This window comes from Brucella oryzae (assembly GCF_041929965.1).
Taxonomy (GTDB): domain Bacteria; phylum Pseudomonadota; class Alphaproteobacteria; order Rhizobiales; family Rhizobiaceae; genus Brucella; species Brucella oryzae.
The window spans coordinates 76,463-94,538 of record NZ_JBHEEO010000007.1; the positions used below are offsets into that span (position 1 = coordinate 76,463).

The following is an 18,076-nucleotide window of genomic DNA, read 5'->3' on the forward strand; positions in this document are numbered from 1 at the left end:
TCCTTACGCCAGACCGAAGACTTTGAGGAAGGTCGCGGTCGCGACAACCATGAAGAGCGAGATCGGCAGGAACACTTTCCAGCCAAGGCGCATCAGCTGGTCGTAGCGGTAACGCGGAACGAAAGCCTTCACCATTGCGAAGAGGAAGAAGCAGAAGCAGAGCTTCAGCATGAACCAGATGATGCCCGGAACCCAGTTGAGGAACCAAACGTCCACCGGAGGCAGCCAGCCGCCGAGGAACAGAACGGTCATCAGGGCACACATCAGCGTGATCGCCACATATTCGCCGAGGAAGAAGAGAAGGAACGGCGTGGACGAATATTCGATCATATGACCGGCCACGAGTTCGGATTCAGCTTCAACAAGGTCGAATGGCGGGCGATTTGTTTCAGCAAGTGCCGAAATGAAGAAGATCACGAACATCGGGAACAGAGCCAGCCAGTTCCAGTCAAGGAACGAACCCGGAAGGCCAAGCATGGTGCCGAGGCCGGTATTCTGCGAAAGCACGATGTCGGTCAGGTTGAGCGAGCCAACCGTCAGCAGAACCGTGACGATCACGAAACCGATGGAGACTTCGTAGGAAACCATCTGCGCAGCGGAACGAAGCGCACCGAGGAACGGATATTTCGAGTTCGATGCCCAGCCGCCCATGATCACGCCATAAACCTCAAGCGAAGAAATGGCGAAGATATAGAGAATGCCGACATTGATGTTGGCGATGGCCCAGCCTTCATTGACCGGAATGACCGCCCAGGTTGCCATTGCGAGAACGGCGGAGACGAAAGGCGCAAGGAGGAAGACACCCTTGTTTGCGCCAGACGGGATGATCGGTTCCTTGAAGACGAACTTCAACAAGTCGGCAAATGCCTGGAACAGACCCCAGGGACCGACAACGTTCGGGCCGCGACGAAGCTGCACCGCTGCCCAGATCTTGCGATCTGCGTAAAGCAGGTAAGCGACGACGATCAGCAATACGACGAGCAGAACGACCGACTTCAGCGCTATGATAAGCGCGGGCAAGACGTAAGCTGCAAAAATTCCTTCCATTGTTCCGTCTCTCTCTCGCTTACTCAGCTGCCTGTTGGAAGCCGCCGGCCGCGAGCGCCGAGCATTCAGCCATGACAGCGGAAGCGCGCGCGATTGGGTTCGTCAGGTAGAAGTCCTTGACCGGGGAAACGAACGCAGCGCCGTTGCCCAGGTTGGATGCCTTAGCTGCCAGCGCGACGAGATCGTCGGCGGAAGCAGGCGTGATGGTGTCGATAGCCAGCATATGCGGATAATCGGCATAGAGCTTGGCGCGAAGCTGCTGCAACGAATCGAACGGCAAACGCTTGCCAAGGCTGTCCGAAAGAGCGCGCAGGATTGCCCAGTCTTCCTTTGCCTCGCCCGGCGCGAAACCGGCGCGGCTGCCAAGCTGCACCCGACCTTCGGTGTTGAGCCAGGTGCCCGACTTTTCCGTATAGGCTGCGCCCGGCAGGATCACGTCGGCGGCGTGTGCACCGGCATCGCCGTGCGTGCCGATGTAAACGACGAAGCTCGAGCCCTTTCTGGTCATGTCGAGTTCGTCTGCGCCGAGCAGGAACACGACATCCAGATTGCCCAGCATGTCGCCAGCCGCCTTGCCGCCCTCACCCGGCACGAAGCCGAGGTCCAGAGCGCCAACGCGCGAAGCGGCAGTGTGCAGAACGGAGAAGCCGTTCCACTCGTCCTTGATCGCGCCAACGTCCTGAGCAAGCTTGGCGGCGGTCGAAAGAACCGCGCGGCCATTCTCGCCGGTGAGCGCGCCCTGACCGATGATAATCAGCGGACGTTCGGCCTTGGCCAGCACGTCGCGGAATGCGTGTTTGCCGGAAGCTACAGCCGCGAGCGTTTCAGCGCCAGCGCCCAGATATTCGTAATCGTAACGCAGTTCAGCCTGTTCGCCGATCAGGGCGACCGGGAAATGGCCCATGCGCTGACGCTTGCGGATGCGAGCGTTCAGAACAGCAGCTTCAACGCGCGGATTGGAACCGATGATGAGCAAAGCATCAGCGTTTTCAATGCCTTCAATCGTCGAGTTGAAGAGATAGGTTGCACGCCCCAGAGCCGGATCGAGAGCAGCGCCATCCTGACGGCTGTCGATATTGGCAGTGCCGAGCGAAGCCATCAGGCCCTTCAGCGCATAGATTTCTTCAACCGAAGCCAGATCGCCAGCGACTGCGCCGATTTTGTCGGCGGAAGCTGCGGAAACCTTGGCGGCAATGGCGGCAAAAGCTTCCGGCCACGATGCTGCGACCAGACGGCCATCCTTGCGAACATATGGGCGGTCGAGGCGCTGGGTGCGCAGGCCGTCCCAGATGAAACGGGTCTTGTCGGAAATCCACTCTTCGTTCACCGCTTCATTGACACGCGGCATGACGCGCATCACTTCGCGGCCACGGGTGTCAACACGGATGTTCGATCCGACCGCATCCATCACGTCGATGGTTTCGGTCTTGTTCAATTCCCACGGACGAGCCTGGAACGCGTAAGGACGCGAGGTCAGAGCGCCAACCGGGCAAAGATCGATAACGTTGCCCTGCAGTTCCGACGTCATGGCGCGTTCGAGATAGGTGGTGATCTCGGCGTCTTCGCCACGACCGATGAGGCCGAGTTCGGAAATGCCTGCAACTTCCGTCGTAAAGCGGACGCAGCGCGTGCAGTGGATGCAGCGCGTCATCACCGTCTTGACGAGCGGGCCGATATATTTGTTTTCAACGGCACGCTTGTTCTCGCGATAACGCGAGCCGTCGGTGCCGAAAGCCATTGCCTGATCCTGCAGATCGCACTCGCCGCCCTGATCGCAGATCGGGCAATCCAGCGGGTGGTTGATGAGCAGAAATTCCATCACGCCTTCGCGGGCCTTCTTGACCATCGGCGTGTTGGTGAAGATTTCAGGCGCTTCGCCATTCGGGCCGGGACGCAGATCGCGCACGCCCATGGCGCAGGATGCCGCCGGCTTCGGCGGTCCGCCCTTTACTTCAACCAGACACATACGGCAGTTTCCGGCGATGGAAAGCCGTTCGTGGAAACAGAAACGCGGCACTTCCGCGCCTGCGGCTTCGGCAGCCTGAAGGAGCGTATAGTGATCGGGTACTTCGATCTCTGTGCCGTCAACCTTGATCTTTGCCATCGCTTATCCAAACCTGCGGCTTATGCCGCATCTTCCAGATCTCAAACTCTTGTCCCTGCCCTGACAGGTCTGCCGGGCAGGCTCACACAACTTATTCAGCCGCTTCCAGACGGATATTGCGGCTCTGAACGGCGTTGCGGGTATAATCGTCAATGCGCTTTTCAATTTCCGGACGGAAATTGCGGATCAGACCCTGAATGGGCCATGCAGCCGCATCGCCAAGCGCGCAGATCGTGTGACCTTCAATCTGCTTGGTCACGTCGAACAGCATGTCGATTTCACGCTTCTGCGCGTTACCCTTGACCATGCGTTCCATCACGCGCCACATCCAGCCGGTGCCTTCACGGCACGGCGTGCACTGGCCGCAGCTTTCATGCTTGAAGAACGCTGCCAGACGGGCAATCGCCTTGATGATGTCGGTGGACTTGTCCATGACGATCAGGCCGCCGGTGCCGAACGACGATTTCTTGTCGCGCATTCCGTCAAAGTCCATGATGGCATCCATCATGTCTTCGCCCTTGATGACCGGGCACGATGCGCCGCCGGGAATAACCGCCAGCAGATTGTCCCAGCCGCCGCGAATGCCGCCGCCATGCTTTTCGATCAGATCGCGGAACGGAATGCCAAGGCCTTCCTCCACGACGCAAGGCGTGTTCACATGGCCCGAAATCTGGAACAGCTTCGTGCCGACATTGTTCGGGCGTCCGATGGACGAGAACCAGGCCGCGCCGCGCCGCAGGATAGTCGGTGCAACTGCAATCGATTCCACGTTGTTCACGGTCGTCGGGCAGCCATAAAGGCCCATATTCGCAGGGAATGGCGGCTTCAGACGCGGCTGGCCCTTCTTGCCTTCAAGGCTTTCAAGCAGAGCCGTTTCTTCGCCGCAGATGTAAGCGCCAGCGCCGTGGGATACGAGAACATCCATATCCCAGCCGCACTTGTTGCCCTTGCCCAGCAGACCGGCTTCGTAGCACTCGTCGATTGCTGCCTGCAGGGCTTCACGCTCACGCATGAATTCACCGCGAATATAAATATAGGCGGTGTGTGCGCCCATGGCGCAACCGGCAATCAGGCAGCCTTCGATCAGCGTATGCGGATCGTGGCGCAGAATTTCGCGGTCCTTGCAGGTGCCCGGTTCGGATTCGTCGGCATTGACGACCAGATAATGCGGGCGACCGTCGTTCTGCTTGGGCATGAACGACCACTTGAGACCCGTCGGGAAGCCAGCGCCGCCGCGGCCACGCAGGCCCGACGCCTTCATCTCGTCGATGATCCAGTCACGGCCCTTTTCGACCAAGCCCTTGGTGTTGTCCCAATGGCCGCGCGCCATGGCACCCTTCAGGGACTGATCCTTGAAGCCGTAAATATTGGTGAAGATGCGATCTTTATCAGCCAGCATGTCTCACCTGTTTCCGTTCGTGTTTGCCAATATCGAAGTCATCATACCGGCTTCTTTCCGAATACCTTGATGTATTCCTCGACGCCGCCCTTGGCCAAAGCCTTAGCCTGCTTTACCCAATCTTCGCGCTCGATGCGACCATGGAAGCTGAGATAACCGTCGACCCATTCGCGCTCGGCCTTCTTCCAGGAAGCGACCTGCTTGAAGGTGAAGATGCCCAGCTCATGCAGGGTTTCCTCGATCTTCGGGCCAACGCCGGAGATCAGCTTCAGATCGTCAACCGCTTCCGGGCGCTCCATGGCAATCGGACGATTGGCATCGTCGAGCTTGAAAGCCTGCTTGCTATCGACCGATGCTGCCTTTTCCGCTGCCTTCGACACCTTGACGTCCGAAGGCGTCTTGAGCGCCGGATCGGTTTCAGGTGCATTGGTCACAGGCTTTGCAGCGTTGGACGGAGCGACGTTCTTCGCTTCCTCGGCAGCTTTTGCAGCAGCTTCCGCCTTTGCCTTTTCCTCAGCTTCGGCCTTCGCCTTGGCTGCGGCGGCATCGGATGCCTTGCGGGTTTCAAGACCGACCTTCTTGTAGTCGAGATCTTCGGTCAGAGCGGTCAGGCCGTTGAGCGGCTCAGACGTCACACGATCAATCTGCGGACCTGGTTTAACGCTGTCACCCTTACCAGCTTCGAAAGCGTCGATGATTTCGGCAAGGCGTTCCGGCGTCAGATCTTCATAAGCGTCCTTGAAGATCATGACCATCGGCGCATTGGCGCAAGCGCCCTGGCATTCCACTTCTTCCCACGACAGGGTTCCGTCGGCATTGAGCTCGAACGGGTCGTGGTTGATCTTGTGACGGCAGACATCCATCAGCGCTTCCGAACCGCGCAACATGCATGGCGTGGTGCCGCAAACCTGAATGTGCGCGCGTGTGCCAACCGGCTTCAGCTGGAACTGCGTATAGAAAGTCGCGACTTCCAGAACGCGGATCAGTGGCATGTCGAGCATGGCGGCGACATATTCGATCGAAGCCTTCGTGACCCAGCCCTGTTGTTCCTGCGCACGCATGAGCAGCGGAATGACAGCCGACTGCTGACGGCCTTCGGGGAATTTTGCAATCGTCTTGTGCGCCCAAGCCTCATTTTCCGCGCTGAACGCGAAAGTAGCTGGCTGGACGGCATCATCTGCGAGACGGCGAACGGACATCAGCGGTCAACCTCACCAAACACGATATCGAGCGAGCCAAGAATTGCCGACACGTCGGCCAGCATATGGCCGCGGCACAGGAAATCCATGGCTTGAAGATGGGCAAAGCCCGGAGCGCGCAGCTTGCAGCGATAAGGCTTGTTGGAGCCGTCCGAGACGAGGAAGACGCCAAATTCGCCCTTCGGGGCTTCAACTGCCGCGTAAACTTCACCGGCAGGCACGTGGTAGCCTTCCGTGTAAAGCTTGAAGTGGTGGATGAGCGCTTCCATCGAGCGCTTCATCTCGCCGCGCTTCGGCGGCACGATCTTGTTGTCGGTGTTGGAAACCGGACCGACGCGCTCCTTGCCGAGCAGAAGATCGACGCACTGGCGCATAATGCGCGCCGACTGGCGCATTTCTTCCATGCGGATCAGGTAGCGGTCGTAGCAGTCGCCGTTCTTGCCGACCGGGATGTCGAATTCCATCTCGTGGTAGCACTCGTAAGGTTGCGACTTGCGCAGATCCCATGCAGCGCCCGAACCACGAACCATGACGCCCGAGAAGCCCCATGCCCATGCGTCTTCCAGCTTCACGACGCCGATATCGACGTTACGCTGCTTGAAAATGCGGTTCGGCGTGATGAGGTCATCAAGATTTTTAAGCGTGGTGAAGAACGGATCGATCCATTTTCCGATGTCTTCCACGAGCTGATCCGGCAGATCCTGATGGACGCCGCCCGGACGGAAATAGGCCGCGTGCATACGCGCGCCGCAGGCGCGTTCGTAGAACACCATCAGCTTTTCGCGCTCCTCGAAGCCCCAGAGCGGCGGCGTCAGCGCGCCAACGTCCATGGCCTGCGTGGTCACGTTGAGAAGATGGTTCAGGATACGGCCGATTTCCGAATAGAGAACGCGGATAAGCTGACCGCGCTTCGGCACATCGATGCCGAGCAGGCGTTCGACGGCAAGCGCATAGGCGTGCTCCTGATTCATCGGCGCCACGTAATCGAGGCGGTCGAGATAAGGCACAGCCTGAAGATAGGTCTTGGCTTCCATCAGCTTCTCGGTGCCGCGATGCAGCAGGCCGATATGCGGATCGACGCGTTCGACGACTTCGCCGTCGAGTTCAAGCACCAGACGCAGCACACCGTGCGCGGCAGGATGCTGCGGACCGAAGTTAATATTGAAATTGCGGACCTGAGTCTCAGCCATGTTCAGCTTCCTGTTTGGCTGCAAGAGCCGCCAAGAACGCCTCGCCGGTCATCCGGTGGGTGTCATTGGCAAAATCGTAATTCGCAGGCTTGTTATCGATGAAGATTTCTTCGGCGAAATGGAACCGTTCCGGCTCGGCGAAAGCCTGCATCGAAACGACCGTCATTCCATCATGGACACCGCGCCAGAACAGCGAAGAACCGCACGTCGAGCAGAAGCAGCGCTCACCCCATTCCGAGGAGGAATAGATCGTCAGGGCAGCTTCGTCCTCGATCTCGACGGACGTGCCGCAATTAACGGCCATAAATGTACCGCCCGACCATTGCCGGCACATGCTGCAATGGCAGACATCCATTTCCATCTTGACCGGAACGGCGGTGAATTTCACCGCTCCGCAAAGACATTGACCGTTCAATCTTTCGCCTGCGCCCATGAGTCTGCCCTCAGTTCGCCTTTGCTTTCTCATCGCCCGGCAGAACGTAATCCGTCCCTTCCCATGGCGAGAGAAAATCGAAATTGCGGAATTCCTGGCGCAGTTGCACAGGCTCATAGACGACGCGCTTCAGCTCGTCGTTGTAACGAACTTCAACGAAGCCGGTGAGCGGGAAGTCCTTGCGCAGCGGATGGCCTTCGAAACCGTAATCGGTCAGGATGCGGCGCAAATCCGGATGACCGGAGAACAGAACGCCGTACATATCGTAGGTTTCACGCTCGAACCATTCAGCACCGACGAAGACCGGCACTGCGGAAGGCACCAGCGTATCTTCGTCAGCCTGTACCTTGACGCGAATGCGCTGGTTCTGGCGCGGAGACATCAGCTGGTAAACGACATCGAAGCGCTTGGCGCGCTGCGGATAGTCGACGCCCGAAATATCCGTCAGGTTGACGAACTGGCATTGCACATCGTCACGCAGGAAGGTCAGAACGCTGATGATGCTCGCGGCCGGAACCGAAAGCGTCAACTCGCCATAAGCAAGCTTCGCCTCTTCGATCACGTCGCCGAGGCGTTCCTTGATGTAACCGGAAAGTTCACCGAGAGCTTCTTCGCTCATTTTCCTAACTTCCTTATTTAGAACTCACACTGCACTTGCCTTGGGAGACTTTTGGGAGAAATCCCACGCGGCGGTGTCAGTCGAACCCTAACAAAACCTGTATGGCGCAAACCGGTCCAGAGACCGGATTAACGCTCGATCGTACCCGTGCGGCGAATCTTCTTCTGGAGAAGAAGAATGCCGTAAAGCAGCGCTTCAGCGGTCGGAGGGCAGCCCGGAACATAGATGTCGACCGGAACCACGCGATCGCAGCCACGCACCACCGAATAGGAATAGTGGTAGTAACCGCCGCCATTAGCGCAGGAACCCATCGAGATAACGTAACGCGGCTCCGGCATCTGGTCGTAGACCTTGCGGAGCGCGGGCGCCATCTTGTTGGTCAGCGTGCCTGCAACGATCATCACGTCGGACTGACGCGGCGATGCACGCGGGGCGATACCGAAACGTTCAGCGTCATAACGCGGCATGGAAATGTGCATCATTTCCACGGCGCAGCATGCGAGACCGAAGGTCATCCACATCAGCGAACCGGTACGCGCCCAGGTAATCAGGGCGTCAGCGGAGGTGACGATGAATCCCTTGTCGGAAAGCTCGCTGTTCAGATCGTTGAAGAATGCATCGTCGGAACCGACAGGCTTGCCCGTGCGCGGGTCAAGAATGCCCTTCGGCTGCGGAGCCACGAGCGTTGTGTTGGCTGTGGTCAATCCCATTCCAGCGCTCCCTTCTTCCATTCATAAATGAAGCCGATGGTCAGAACGCCAAGGAACACCATCATCGACGCAAAGCCGAACCAGCCGATTTCACCAAAGGACACAGCCCATGGGAAAAGGAAGGCGACTTCCAGATCGAAGATGATGAAGAGAATCGACACCAGATAGAAACGGATGTCGAATTTCATGCGGGCGTCATCGAAGGCATTGAAGCCGCACTCGTAAGCAGAAAGCTTTTCGGGGTCGGGCTGTCTATATGCGACGAGGAACGGCGCAACCAGAAGGGCTACACCAATTACCATCGCGATGCCGAGAAAGATGACGATCGGCAAATAGGAACTTAAAAGCTCGTTCATGGTCCTTTATCCGGCTTGAATACGAGGCTGCGCCGCCTGTCATAAGCTTTTTGGGGCCGACGACCATGCGACACATTGCATCTGTGCATCCTCGTCGCCCCAAGCAGCTTCAAAAGGCATGCCGTGCGAACTAAGCGCTTTTCGCCCGGACGGTTATCGCAGCGCGTGCGCAAGCGCAACCCCTCCGGCACTATCTGTTGGGCAAAGACGAGCCAAGATGCTTAACAAGACACGGCATCAAGCCCGTTTACCCCACAGAAACCCCGTATAACATGAAAAGATCATAATTTCGTGAGGAAAAGTCGCACCCTCATCCCCGCCAACTGGTCTGATTCCGACATTGGCATCCGTCGGATATTAGAGTTGAGCAAATGTCGGAATCAAAATGACCACTGGTCACTCCATATATCCAGTGGTTTTTGGGAATTTGACGTTTGAAACGAGATTGATAACGGACGGGTATCAAACCACTGGCAATTATCGGGAGAATCAATGGCCTGCAATTTGGGTATGAAAGCAGTGGGTTTCGGCACTCGCAGTTAGATAAACTCAAGGAGCAGCGGAAGCCGTCACCCCGACTAGTCTGCCCGGCAGATAAAGCACAAGCGATGCGGCTCCCTTGATTGCAGAAGCACCGTCTGCCAGCACCGCTTGCCCTGTCGTTTGGTTTTCCCGTCCGTTCAAAGCGCCCAGCGAAAGAGTGCCGTCACTGACCAGAGCCATGAGCGATGGCGACGATGCAAAGACATTGTGCGCCCCACCATCCACGTCGGTCGCGTCTATCACCGCGATTCCATATTTCTGGAGCGTCGGAATACTGGTGCCGTCCCCTACCCGCGCGTGGCCGCCGGTGATGAAGGAAGAGACACCGAGCGCGCGATCGCTGCGCGATGTCATCACAGCTGTCGGATGCGGCATGGGATCGATATCCTTGATCTGCTTTTCAAAGACATCGAGGTCTATGTCGGGCGCGGCGAGCAACAGAGCGCTGATGCGGCCCAGCACGTTCTTTTCGCCACGCAAGGACAAGGTTCTCAAAGCCTCCATGGTGACGAAGCTGCCCATGGAGTGCCCTAACAGGACAATGTGTTCAGCATTGCTGCGAGCCACAAGTTCCAGCAAGCGCGCCAGACCGTCCCGTGCGAAGTCCGCGCTATCACGATCATAGACATAAAGCCCCAGATCGCCGCCCGACGGCCAGGCATATTCAACCGCCACCGATTTCATCCTGTAGTCATGGACGAATTGCGCCAGACGAAATGTGCTATCGGCAAAATTATTGTTGTAGCCGTGCACAAAGATCAGGATTTCCTTGTCCTTCTGTCCCTGCTTCGCCAGAGCGGCATTCAATTGAGCGAGAAACTGTTCTGCATTGTCATACGGCTGAAATGCCGTGGCAGCGAAATTTTTGGCGGGATCAGGTTTGTAACCGGTCGACTCGACCTGTCCTTTGACATGGGCCGCCGGAATACCGACATCGACCTGCGCAAAATTCAGCGTTTCGGAGCGCTTGGAATTGTAAGGTTGCGAGAAATCATCCGAACGCTGGCGGCTCGTCGCAACATAGATGGGAACCACTGCCGCCGGTTTCGCAGGTTTGACGATGGCGGCATTGGCTGCGGCCACCGATTGCGGGCTTGAATTCGGCCCGTGCCACAGCACGGCGCGGGGTGAGCCACATCCGGCAAGAATCAAAAACGTTGCAAGCACACCAAGAAGAGCGTGTCGGGCCATCGTCGCAGCGATCCGTTCCTGTCATCCGTTTCCACGCGATTGAAAACAGGAAATTCGCTCCATGGCAATGCATTGGCGCAGCCGCCGGCTTTTTGCCATGCAAACCGCTCCGGGGGGCCAATGGTCCGCAGGTGAAAAATTCCGTTCGCATTTACAGGTAAAGTTGGAATGGAACCGTTCCAATTGCTGAAAGCTTTGCGAAGCCATGCCTTCAGATCGCATTCGCCCCAGCTATCATGAAACGCAGTCTCAGCCGAAGCATCGCAAGGAGGTCACGCATGAGCCAGTACCTGCTCGCCAGCGGCGATCTTCTCGCCATTGCAGCGATCATTCTGTCGGTCGCTTATCTGTCCTGGAAGCAATTTTCCAAATAACAAGTGCGCGGCTCGACGAAGTCGCTACGCCTTGGCAATTCCCATGAAGATTCTTGAAGATAAGGCGGTAGCGCCACTTTCGTATCAACGTTCAATCTATCGATTTGTTGAGAGGAAAGTGGCGCGAGTGACGGGGCTCGAACCCGCGACCTCCGGCGTGACAGGCCGGCACTCTAACCAACTGAGCTACACCCGCGCATTTCTCGGCAACCTTGCGGCTGCGTCGCACCGGCGTTTCCGCCCGGTGTGAGCGGTCGTTTAAGGGGTTCTCGAACAAGTGTCAAGCGCGTGTTTGGAGAAGAATTGCGATATTACAAAAATCATTCACAGGACGCATCAACGTCCCTTCGGTATCAGCAATTTGGGTTTGAAAAAGAAGCAAAAACGGCGGTGGGCGCCACTTTCGTGTCAACGGTCAATCTATCGATTTGTTGAGAGGAAAGTGGCGCGAGTGACGGGGCTCGAACCCGCGACCTCCGGCGTGACAGGCCGGCACTCTAACCAACTGAGCTACACCCGCTCATTTCTCGGCAACCTTGCGGCTGCGTCGCACCGGCGTTTCCGTCCGGTGTGAGCGGTCGTTTAAGGGGTTCTCGGACGAGTGTCAAGCAAGGGTCACGAAGAAAGAATAAGAATTTTCGATTTTGCTGCAGAACGCCCGATTTTCGGGCATTTTCAATGACATCAACTTATCCACAAACTCAGTCTGGCTCTCGAATCCAAACCTGTTTCAAGAATCATCCACGTCGCACCTGCCGACAAGCGCCTCCTTACAGCAATTAGCAAACTGCAATTGCCCACTTGATTTCATACCAACTGGTTGGTATTGTATTTATAGGAGTAAGATTATGGCACGCAAACAAAATCCGTTGACCCGGTCCAACCTGCTTGATGCGGCATTGAGCGTTATTCGCACCAAGGGTTACACTGCAACGACGGTTGATGACATCTGCACGAAGGCATCCTTATCGAAAGGCGCTTTCTTTCATCATTTCTCCAGCAAGGAAGATCTGGCGGTAGCCGCCGCGAACTACTGGTCGGAAATGACGGGCGCGTTCTTTGCAGATGCGGCTTACCACGCTCCTGAAGACCCGCTTGAGCGCGTACTGGCCTATGTCGAGCTGCGTAAGCAACTGATTCAAGGCGACCTGCCCGACTTCACCTGTCTCGTCGGCACTATGGCGCAGGAGGTCTACGAGACCAATTCCGTAATTCGGAATGCCTGCTGGGACAGCATTTCAAGCCATGCGGATACGCTTGTTCCCGATATCGCGGCCACGATGGAGCGCTATCCGGCCGCAGGCGATTTCACCGCCGAGAGCCTCGCTCTTCATACCCAGGCCGTTATTCAGGGGGCTTTCATCATCGCCAAGGCCAGCGGCGATCCGCGGCGCGCGGTCGAAAGCATCGACCATCTCAAGCGATATATAAGCCTGCTCTTCAAACAGCCTGCCAACCATTGAACCGAAACGACAAAGGAGGAAACCATGCCCAGCACTATTCGCCTGCACCGTGTATTCGCCGCCAAGCCGGAGAAGGTTTATCGCGCATTCATCGAGCCGGATGCGGTGGCCAGCTGGCTCCCGCCATATGGCTTCACCTGCACCGTCCACGAGCTTGAGGCAAAGGTCGGCGGCAAACACAGAATGTCATTTCGCAATTTCACGACCGGCGGCGGCCATTCCTTTGGCGGCACATATGTCGAACTCGTTCCGGGAGAACGGCTGGTCTATACGGACAGTTTCGACGACCCGAACCTGCCGGGCGAAATGAAAGTCACGATAACGTTGAAAGCAGTTTCGGTTGGAACGGAAATCAACATCGAACAGCAAGGCGTACCCGATATCATTCCGGCTGAAGCCTGCTATCTCGGCTGGCAAGAATCTCTGGAGAAGTTGAAGAAGCTCGTTGAGCCTGAAATCAACCAGTAACGCTGTTTCAACAGTGACGCACGGCTTGCTGTCTGCCGTGCGTCACCGATCAGGCAATCCCTATACTGCCTGTGGCTGCCTCAGCGACGAAAGGTGGCGAACCACAACCGGCACCAGTAACAGCAGTCCCACGATCGATGAGTAGATCTCCGGTGCAACCAGGAGAATGGCCGCAAAAACCATCAGGACATTTTCCCACGCCTTGGTGCGCACCAGGAAAAAGCCTGACAATGCGGCGCCCAAAGCAGTGATGCCTATGGCACAACCGAGGAATGCCACCAGGAAATCAGGCCAGTTGAAGTTCGACGTAACCAGCAGAAGCGATGGGGAGAAAACGAAAACAAATGGCACCAGCACCTTGCCGAGGCCGAGCCGGAAGGCCGTATTGCCAGTCTTGAACGGATCAGCACCTGCCATACCCGCCGCCGCATAAGCCGCGAGCGCAACAGGCGGTGTAATATCTGCCAACACCCCATAATAGAAAACGAAGAAGTGGGCCACAATCGGCTCAACGCCCAGCAGCCCCAACGCGGGTGCGGCAATTGTGGCCATGATGATGTAATTGGCTGTCGTCGGAATGCCGCAGCCCATCAGAATGCAGACAATCCCCGTCATGATGAGCGTGAATAGCAGCGTCAATGTTTGTGGGCCAAACCAGGCCGCGGGCAGAACAGTGCCGAAATAGGTCGCAAGCTGCGCGGCCGTCGATGTCACGATGTAGGAGATCTTGAAGCCGACACCAGTAAGCGTCACCACACCGACGATGATGCCGACAGTCGCCGCCGCCGCGCCAACGGCAAGCGCATATTTGGCCCCGTCGCGCAGTCCGTCAAAAATCTCGCCTATCGACATGCGCTTGCGCGGATTGAGCAATCCCACCGCAATACAGAGCGTAATACCCCAGAATGCAGCCAGATAAGGCGTATAACCCGACAGCAGAACGCCAATCAGCACGATCAGCGGAATGACGGTCGGCCAGTCACGCTTGAAGGCTTCCTTCAGGTCAGGCAGCTCTTCCTTCGTCATGCCGCGCAAGCCGTTACGCTTGGCTTCGAAATGAACCTGCATCAGCACACCGAAGAAGTGCATGAAGGCAGGCACGATGGCAGCCAGAATAATTGTCGTATAAGGCAGATTCAGGAATTCGATCATCAGGAACGCGGCTGCCCCCATGATCGGCGGCGTGATCTGCCCGCCTGTCGATGATGCGGACTCCACGGCGGCGGCGAAGTGGCGCTTGTAACCGAGCCGGATCATCGCCGGGATCGTCAGCGAACCCACCGTCACCGTATTGGCGACCGACGAACCCGAAATCATGCCGAACAGAGCGGACCCGAAAATGGAAACCTTTGCTGGGCCGCCTGCGAAACGGCCCGCTACCCAGGCCGCGCAATCCAGAAACAGCTGACCGAGGCCGATGCGGGTGGCAAAAACCCCGAACAGCACGAAATGAAAGACGTAAGTTGCAACCACGCCGAGCGCGATACCGTAGATACCTTGTGTCGTCAGATAAAGATGATTGACAAGCTGGCTGACCGTCGCGCCGGGATGCACGAGAATGCCCGGCATATGCTGCCCATAGATCGCATAAAGCATGAACAGGACAGATATGATCGGAAGTGGCCAACCGACGGAACGCCGCGTCGCTTCCAGAAGGATCAGAATGAGAAGACCGCCGAGAACGACATCCGTCGTTGTTGGGTTGCCGACACGGAAAGCCAGATCGTCGAGCGGTATCAGCGGAACATGCGCAACGGACACGACCGCGATGATTGCCAGGGCCCAATCGATGATGGAAATGCCAAGTGGTCTCAGCCATGACGATGTGGTGGGCTTGTCGTATCCCTTGCGGGAAAACGGGAAAACAAGGAAAACGAGGCCGAGCACAAAGGAAAGATGAATGCCGCGATGCACCATTTCCGACAGAAGGCCGAAACCCGCAGTGTAATAGTGGAAAATGGAAAGCGCGATCAACAGCGCGCCGACTATACGGGCTGCGAGCGGCCCCAGCGGGCGAAAGCGAATCTCTGAGTCGAACTTCTCTTCCAGTTCGCGCGCCTTGGCTTCATCCAGTTCCATGGGCGACAGTTTCGCCTCTTGCTCGCTCACCATACTGGCCTCTCCATTCAGAGCGTGGTTGATCCAACTGAATCAAAAACTGCCCTAACCACTTGTTTTAATGTTTCTTTGTTGGCTGGAAGCAAATGCACGGAGTTCTGGTGAAACTCCGTGCATCTTGTTCATCCAAACCGGAACGGCGACTTATTTCAGAACGCCTGCTTCCTTGTAGAAGCGCTCCGCACCGGGATGCAGCGGAATGCCGAGGCTGGTCGTTGCCGTATCAAGCTTGATAAGCTTGCCTTTTGCGTGCCCGGCATCGAAGGCTTTTCTGCTGTCGTCGTTAAACAGGGTTTTGGTGATATTGTAGACGAGCTCTTCCGGCTGCTTGGCGCTCGTTACCCATTGTGCGGCGACTGCCAGAGTGTCGGTCTGGCCCACATCCTTATAGGTATCGGCCGGAACTGTATCCTTCGAGAAGAACGAGTATTTTTCGAGAATCTTCTGCGCTTCAGGGCCGGAAATCGGAACCAGCGAAATGCCATTCGACGTAGCCAGCTCCGAGATTGCGCCGGTCGGATAACCACCGACGAAGAAATAGGCATCAAGGGCGCCATCCTTCAGACGTTCTCCCGCCGGTCCCGGCTTCAAATGCTCGGCCTTGATGTCGCTTTCGCTCAATCCGTAAGCTTCCAGCACAATGCGAGCATCGACGATCGTGCCCGATCCCGGCTCATCGATGGAAACGCGTTTTCCCTTGAGATCGGCCACGGATTCGATTCCCGCGCCCTTGCGCGCGACCAGATGGATGGTTTCCGGATAGAGCGTAGCAATCAGGCGCAGATCTTCCACCTTGCCCTTGCCGTCATAAAGCCCCGTGCCCGTATATGCCCAGTAAGCCACATCCGACTGGGTAAAACCGGATTCCAGCGAGCCGGACTGGATAGCGTTGATATTGGCGACCGAACCGTTCGATGAAACCGCCGTGGCCACCAAACCCGGAACGCCTTTATCGCCTGCTCCGGAAATCGCATTCGCGATCAGTCCGCCAATCGGATAATAGGTGCCCGCTGTTCCTCCGGTGCCGATGCGGAAGAAGGCCGGAGCTTGCGCAACGGCGATACTGGCCCCGACAACAAAAATCCCGGCAAATGCAGCAACCACGCCACGCCGAGTGAGTTTTCCGATTGTCATAACTGCTCTCCGTTCCCTGAATAATCTTGTTCAAATTGTGTCACCGAGCATGGAAAGCCGGGCACGGCTTGTCAAGCGCTCCCTCCAACATTGGTCATATCCGCTGACACTGGAGCATAATTTGACCGAAGCGAAACGAAGGCCGATCCGATCCGGTCAGATCGAAACACACCCCAAATGAAAACAGGAAATAACGATAAATAATCGTTCGATTGAAACTGATCGCTTAAAATATATACAAGTAAATAATTGATACTACTCATACATATCCCCAAATCGAAAGCAATCAATTCGAAACTATTATTGATGGAATGAAATGCGATGCGATTTCTTTCAATAATTGAATCGCGGCTTCATAAAGCGACTTGAAACCGCAGAATTTGTCGCTATCTTGGCATCATGGCGTGTGCTGCGTGCGCCCAGGGATTACCCTGAATACGGAGACTGTTCTTAACCGTTTCTGTCAGGGAGCTGCCATGGCTGGTCGCATTCAAAATACTATACGCAATTTTCTTGACAGCGAGTCGTCGGGCGGGCTGCTGCTTATAGCTGCAGCCATAGCCGCATTGCTGGTTGCAAACTCGCCATTTTCCGAAACTTATTTCAGCGCTCTTCATGCCTATCTTGGGCCACTTTCGGTTCAACATTGGGTCAATGATGCTCTCATGGCGGTGTTCTTCCTGATGGTCGGACTGGAGATCAAGCGTGAGATGGTCGATGGCCATCTTTCGTCGTGGCCACGCCGCATTCTGCCCGGTGTAGCGGCTGCAGCGGGCATGGCAGTGCCTGCTCTGGTCTATCTTTCGTTCAATCTCGATAATGGTGCTTCCCACGGCTGGGCGATCCCGGCTGCAACGGATATCGCATTCGCGCTTGGCGTCATCTCCCTGCTGGGACCAAGAGTTCCAACCTCGCTTAAAGTGTTTCTTGCAGCGCTTGCCATCATTGACGACCTTGGCGCTGTGATCGTCATCGGACTATTCTATACAACCGGTGTTTCCTTGATGGATCTGGGGTTGGCTGCGGCGGTTGTCGCGGCCCTGATCGGCTTGAATCTTGGCGGCGTGAAGCGTCTGACACCCTATCTGCTACTGGGCATCGTACTGTGGTTCTTCACCTATCGCTCCGGCGTCCACGCGACCATTGCAGGCGTTTTGCTGGCACTGACCATTCCGATCAAGCGCACGCCCGCGAAACCTGAAGCAACCGCCTCCGAAAGCCCGCTGCATCTGCTTGAGCACAGTCTGATCAAGCCGGTGTCGTTCATCATCGTGCCCATATTCGGCTTCGCCAATGCGGGCGTCAGCTTTTCCGGTCTCGGCATGGAAGCCTTCTTCGCACCGGTTACCATGGGCGTTGCCGCCGGTTTGGCCATTGGCAAGCTGATCGGCATTTTCGGCGCAGTGTTGCTGCTGGTGAAAGGCGGAATCGTCGATTTGCCCGCCGGGGCAAGCTGGCCGCAAATGCTCGGAACGACCCTGCTATGCGGCATCGGCTTCACCATGAGCCTGTTTATCTCGCTTCTCGCATTCGATGATGTGCTGTTGCAGAACGAAGCGAAGATCGGAATATTGATCGGTTCGCTTGTTGCCGGACTTGCCGGTTTCATCGTGCTGCGTTTTGCAAAACGCGCCGACGGACGAAACTTCAGCCAATAGGCCTGACAATATAGGGCGCCGATCCGATTGAATCGGATCGGCGCCCCAATTTGTTTGTTTTTAGCGCGAA

The 18,076-nt window shown here is 56.6% G+C and carries 15 protein-coding genes and 2 tRNA genes; 3 read left to right on the top strand and 14 right to left on the bottom strand.

Annotation, left to right across the window (positions count from 1 at the left end; genetic code table 11):
* Positions 1-3 precede the first annotated feature (3 nt).
* From nuoH to JNC70_RS09385, 12 genes are all read right to left on the bottom strand, one after another.
* Positions 4-1,047, bottom strand: coding sequence for an NADH-quinone oxidoreductase subunit NuoH (gene nuoH / locus JNC70_RS09330; protein WP_104754039.1), 1,044 nt, complete (start codon positions 1,045-1,047; stop codon positions 4-6).
* 19 nt (positions 1,048-1,066) lie between these two features.
* The gene (nuoG, locus tag JNC70_RS09335) at positions 1,067-3,151 is read right to left on the bottom strand and encodes an NADH-quinone oxidoreductase subunit NuoG (RefSeq protein WP_104754038.1); all 2,085 of its coding nucleotides are present in this window, start codon (positions 3,149-3,151) and stop codon (positions 1,067-1,069) included.
* 91 nt (positions 3,152-3,242) lie between these two features.
* Complete coding sequence (gene nuoF, locus JNC70_RS09340) at positions 3,243-4,550, bottom strand: NADH-quinone oxidoreductase subunit NuoF (protein ID WP_104754037.1); 1,308 nt, start codon at positions 4,548-4,550, stop codon at positions 3,243-3,245.
* 41 nt (positions 4,551-4,591) lie between these two features.
* Positions 4,592-5,749, bottom strand: coding sequence for an NADH-quinone oxidoreductase subunit E (locus JNC70_RS09345; protein WP_104754036.1), 1,158 nt, complete (start codon positions 5,747-5,749; stop codon positions 4,592-4,594).
* Positions 5,749-6,939, bottom strand: coding sequence for an NADH-quinone oxidoreductase subunit D (locus JNC70_RS09350; protein ID WP_104754035.1), 1,191 nt, complete (start codon positions 6,937-6,939; stop codon positions 5,749-5,751). Before JNC70_RS09350 ends, JNC70_RS09345 begins: the two co-directional genes overlap by 1 nt.
* Positions 6,932-7,372, bottom strand: a complete 441-nt coding sequence (locus tag JNC70_RS09355) for a GFA family protein (protein WP_104754034.1) — start codon at positions 7,370-7,372, stop codon at positions 6,932-6,934. Before JNC70_RS09355 ends, JNC70_RS09350 begins: the two co-directional genes overlap by 8 nt.
* Before the next feature lie 10 nt (positions 7,373-7,382).
* Positions 7,383-7,991, bottom strand: coding sequence for an NADH-quinone oxidoreductase subunit C (locus JNC70_RS09360; RefSeq protein ID WP_104754033.1), 609 nt, complete (start codon positions 7,989-7,991; stop codon positions 7,383-7,385).
* 128 nt (positions 7,992-8,119) lie between these two features.
* A complete protein-coding gene (locus JNC70_RS09365; RefSeq protein WP_078338423.1) occupies positions 8,120-8,701 on the bottom strand; it encodes a NuoB/complex I 20 kDa subunit family protein in 582 nt (193 codons plus the stop codon).
* On the bottom strand, positions 8,692-9,057 hold the full coding sequence (locus tag JNC70_RS09370; RefSeq protein WP_006466588.1) for an NADH-quinone oxidoreductase subunit A: 366 nt from the start codon (positions 9,055-9,057) through the stop codon (positions 8,692-8,694). Before JNC70_RS09370 ends, JNC70_RS09365 begins: the two co-directional genes overlap by 10 nt.
* A gap of 549 nt (positions 9,058-9,606) precedes the next feature.
* A complete protein-coding gene (locus JNC70_RS09375) occupies positions 9,607-10,791 on the bottom strand; it encodes an alpha/beta hydrolase (RefSeq protein ID WP_104754032.1) in 1,185 nt (394 codons plus the stop codon).
* 493 nt (positions 10,792-11,284) lie between these two features.
* Positions 11,285-11,361, bottom strand: a tRNA-Asp gene (locus tag JNC70_RS09380).
* Between the two features lie 247 nt (positions 11,362-11,608).
* A tRNA-Asp gene (locus tag JNC70_RS09385) sits at positions 11,609-11,685 on the bottom strand.
* Positions 11,686-12,013: 328 nt separating this feature from the next.
* Here JNC70_RS09385 and JNC70_RS09390 point away from each other — a divergent pair.
* The gene (locus JNC70_RS09390) at positions 12,014-12,628 is read left to right on the top strand and encodes a TetR/AcrR family transcriptional regulator (protein WP_104754031.1); all 615 of its coding nucleotides are present in this window, start codon (positions 12,014-12,016) and stop codon (positions 12,626-12,628) included.
* A gap of 24 nt (positions 12,629-12,652) precedes the next feature.
* Entirely contained in the window at positions 12,653-13,096 is a 444-nt protein-coding gene (locus JNC70_RS09395) for an SRPBCC family protein (protein WP_104754030.1), read from the top strand.
* A gap of 60 nt (positions 13,097-13,156) precedes the next feature.
* Here the strand turns inward: JNC70_RS09395 and JNC70_RS09400 are convergent, their stop codons facing one another.
* Together JNC70_RS09400 and JNC70_RS09405 are read right to left on the bottom strand one after the other, a co-directional pair.
* The gene (locus JNC70_RS09400; protein WP_104754029.1) at positions 13,157-15,208 is read right to left on the bottom strand and encodes a TRAP transporter permease; all 2,052 of its coding nucleotides are present in this window, start codon (positions 15,206-15,208) and stop codon (positions 13,157-13,159) included.
* A gap of 150 nt (positions 15,209-15,358) precedes the next feature.
* On the bottom strand, positions 15,359-16,348 hold the full coding sequence (locus JNC70_RS09405; RefSeq protein WP_104754028.1) for a TAXI family TRAP transporter solute-binding subunit: 990 nt from the start codon (positions 16,346-16,348) through the stop codon (positions 15,359-15,361).
* Positions 16,349-16,824: 476 nt separating this feature from the next.
* Here JNC70_RS09405 and nhaA point away from each other — a divergent pair, with 476 nt between their 5' ends.
* On the top strand, positions 16,825-18,006 hold the full coding sequence (nhaA, locus tag JNC70_RS09410; RefSeq protein ID WP_104754027.1) for a Na+/H+ antiporter NhaA: 1,182 nt from the start codon (positions 16,825-16,827) through the stop codon (positions 18,004-18,006).
* Positions 18,007-18,076 lie beyond the last annotated feature (70 nt).

Coding starts and splice junctions, on each gene's coding strand:
- nuoH (WP_104754039.1), bottom strand. CDS start 1,047: ATGGAAGGAATTTTTGCAGCTTACGTCTTGCCCGCGCTTATCATAGCG.
- nuoG (WP_104754038.1), bottom strand. CDS start 3,151: ATGGCAAAGATCAAGGTTGACGGCACAGAGATCGAAGTACCCGATCAC.
- nuoF (WP_104754037.1), bottom strand. CDS start 4,550: ATGCTGGCTGATAAAGATCGCATCTTCACCAATATTTACGGCTTCAAG.
- JNC70_RS09345 (WP_104754036.1), bottom strand. CDS start 5,749: ATGTCCGTTCGCCGTCTCGCAGATGATGCCGTCCAGCCAGCTACTTTC.
- JNC70_RS09350 (WP_104754035.1), bottom strand. CDS start 6,939: ATGGCTGAGACTCAGGTCCGCAATTTCAATATTAACTTCGGTCCGCAG.
- JNC70_RS09355 (WP_104754034.1), bottom strand. CDS start 7,372: ATGGGCGCAGGCGAAAGATTGAACGGTCAATGTCTTTGCGGAGCGGTG.
- JNC70_RS09360 (WP_104754033.1), bottom strand. CDS start 7,991: ATGAGCGAAGAAGCTCTCGGTGAACTTTCCGGTTACATCAAGGAACGC.
- JNC70_RS09365 (WP_078338423.1), bottom strand. CDS start 8,701: ATGGGATTGACCACAGCCAACACAACGCTCGTGGCTCCGCAGCCGAAG.
- JNC70_RS09370 (WP_006466588.1), bottom strand. CDS start 9,057: ATGAACGAGCTTTTAAGTTCCTATTTGCCGATCGTCATCTTTCTCGGC.
- JNC70_RS09375 (WP_104754032.1), bottom strand. CDS start 10,791: ATGGCCCGACACGCTCTTCTTGGTGTGCTTGCAACGTTTTTGATTCTT.
- JNC70_RS09390 (WP_104754031.1), top strand. CDS start 12,014: ATGGCACGCAAACAAAATCCGTTGACCCGGTCCAACCTGCTTGATGCG.
- JNC70_RS09395 (WP_104754030.1), top strand. CDS start 12,653: ATGCCCAGCACTATTCGCCTGCACCGTGTATTCGCCGCCAAGCCGGAG.
- JNC70_RS09400 (WP_104754029.1), bottom strand. CDS start 15,208: ATGGTGAGCGAGCAAGAGGCGAAACTGTCGCCCATGGAACTGGATGAA.
- JNC70_RS09405 (WP_104754028.1), bottom strand. CDS start 16,348: ATGACAATCGGAAAACTCACTCGGCGTGGCGTGGTTGCTGCATTTGCC.
- nhaA (WP_104754027.1), top strand. CDS start 16,825: ATGGCTGGTCGCATTCAAAATACTATACGCAATTTTCTTGACAGCGAG.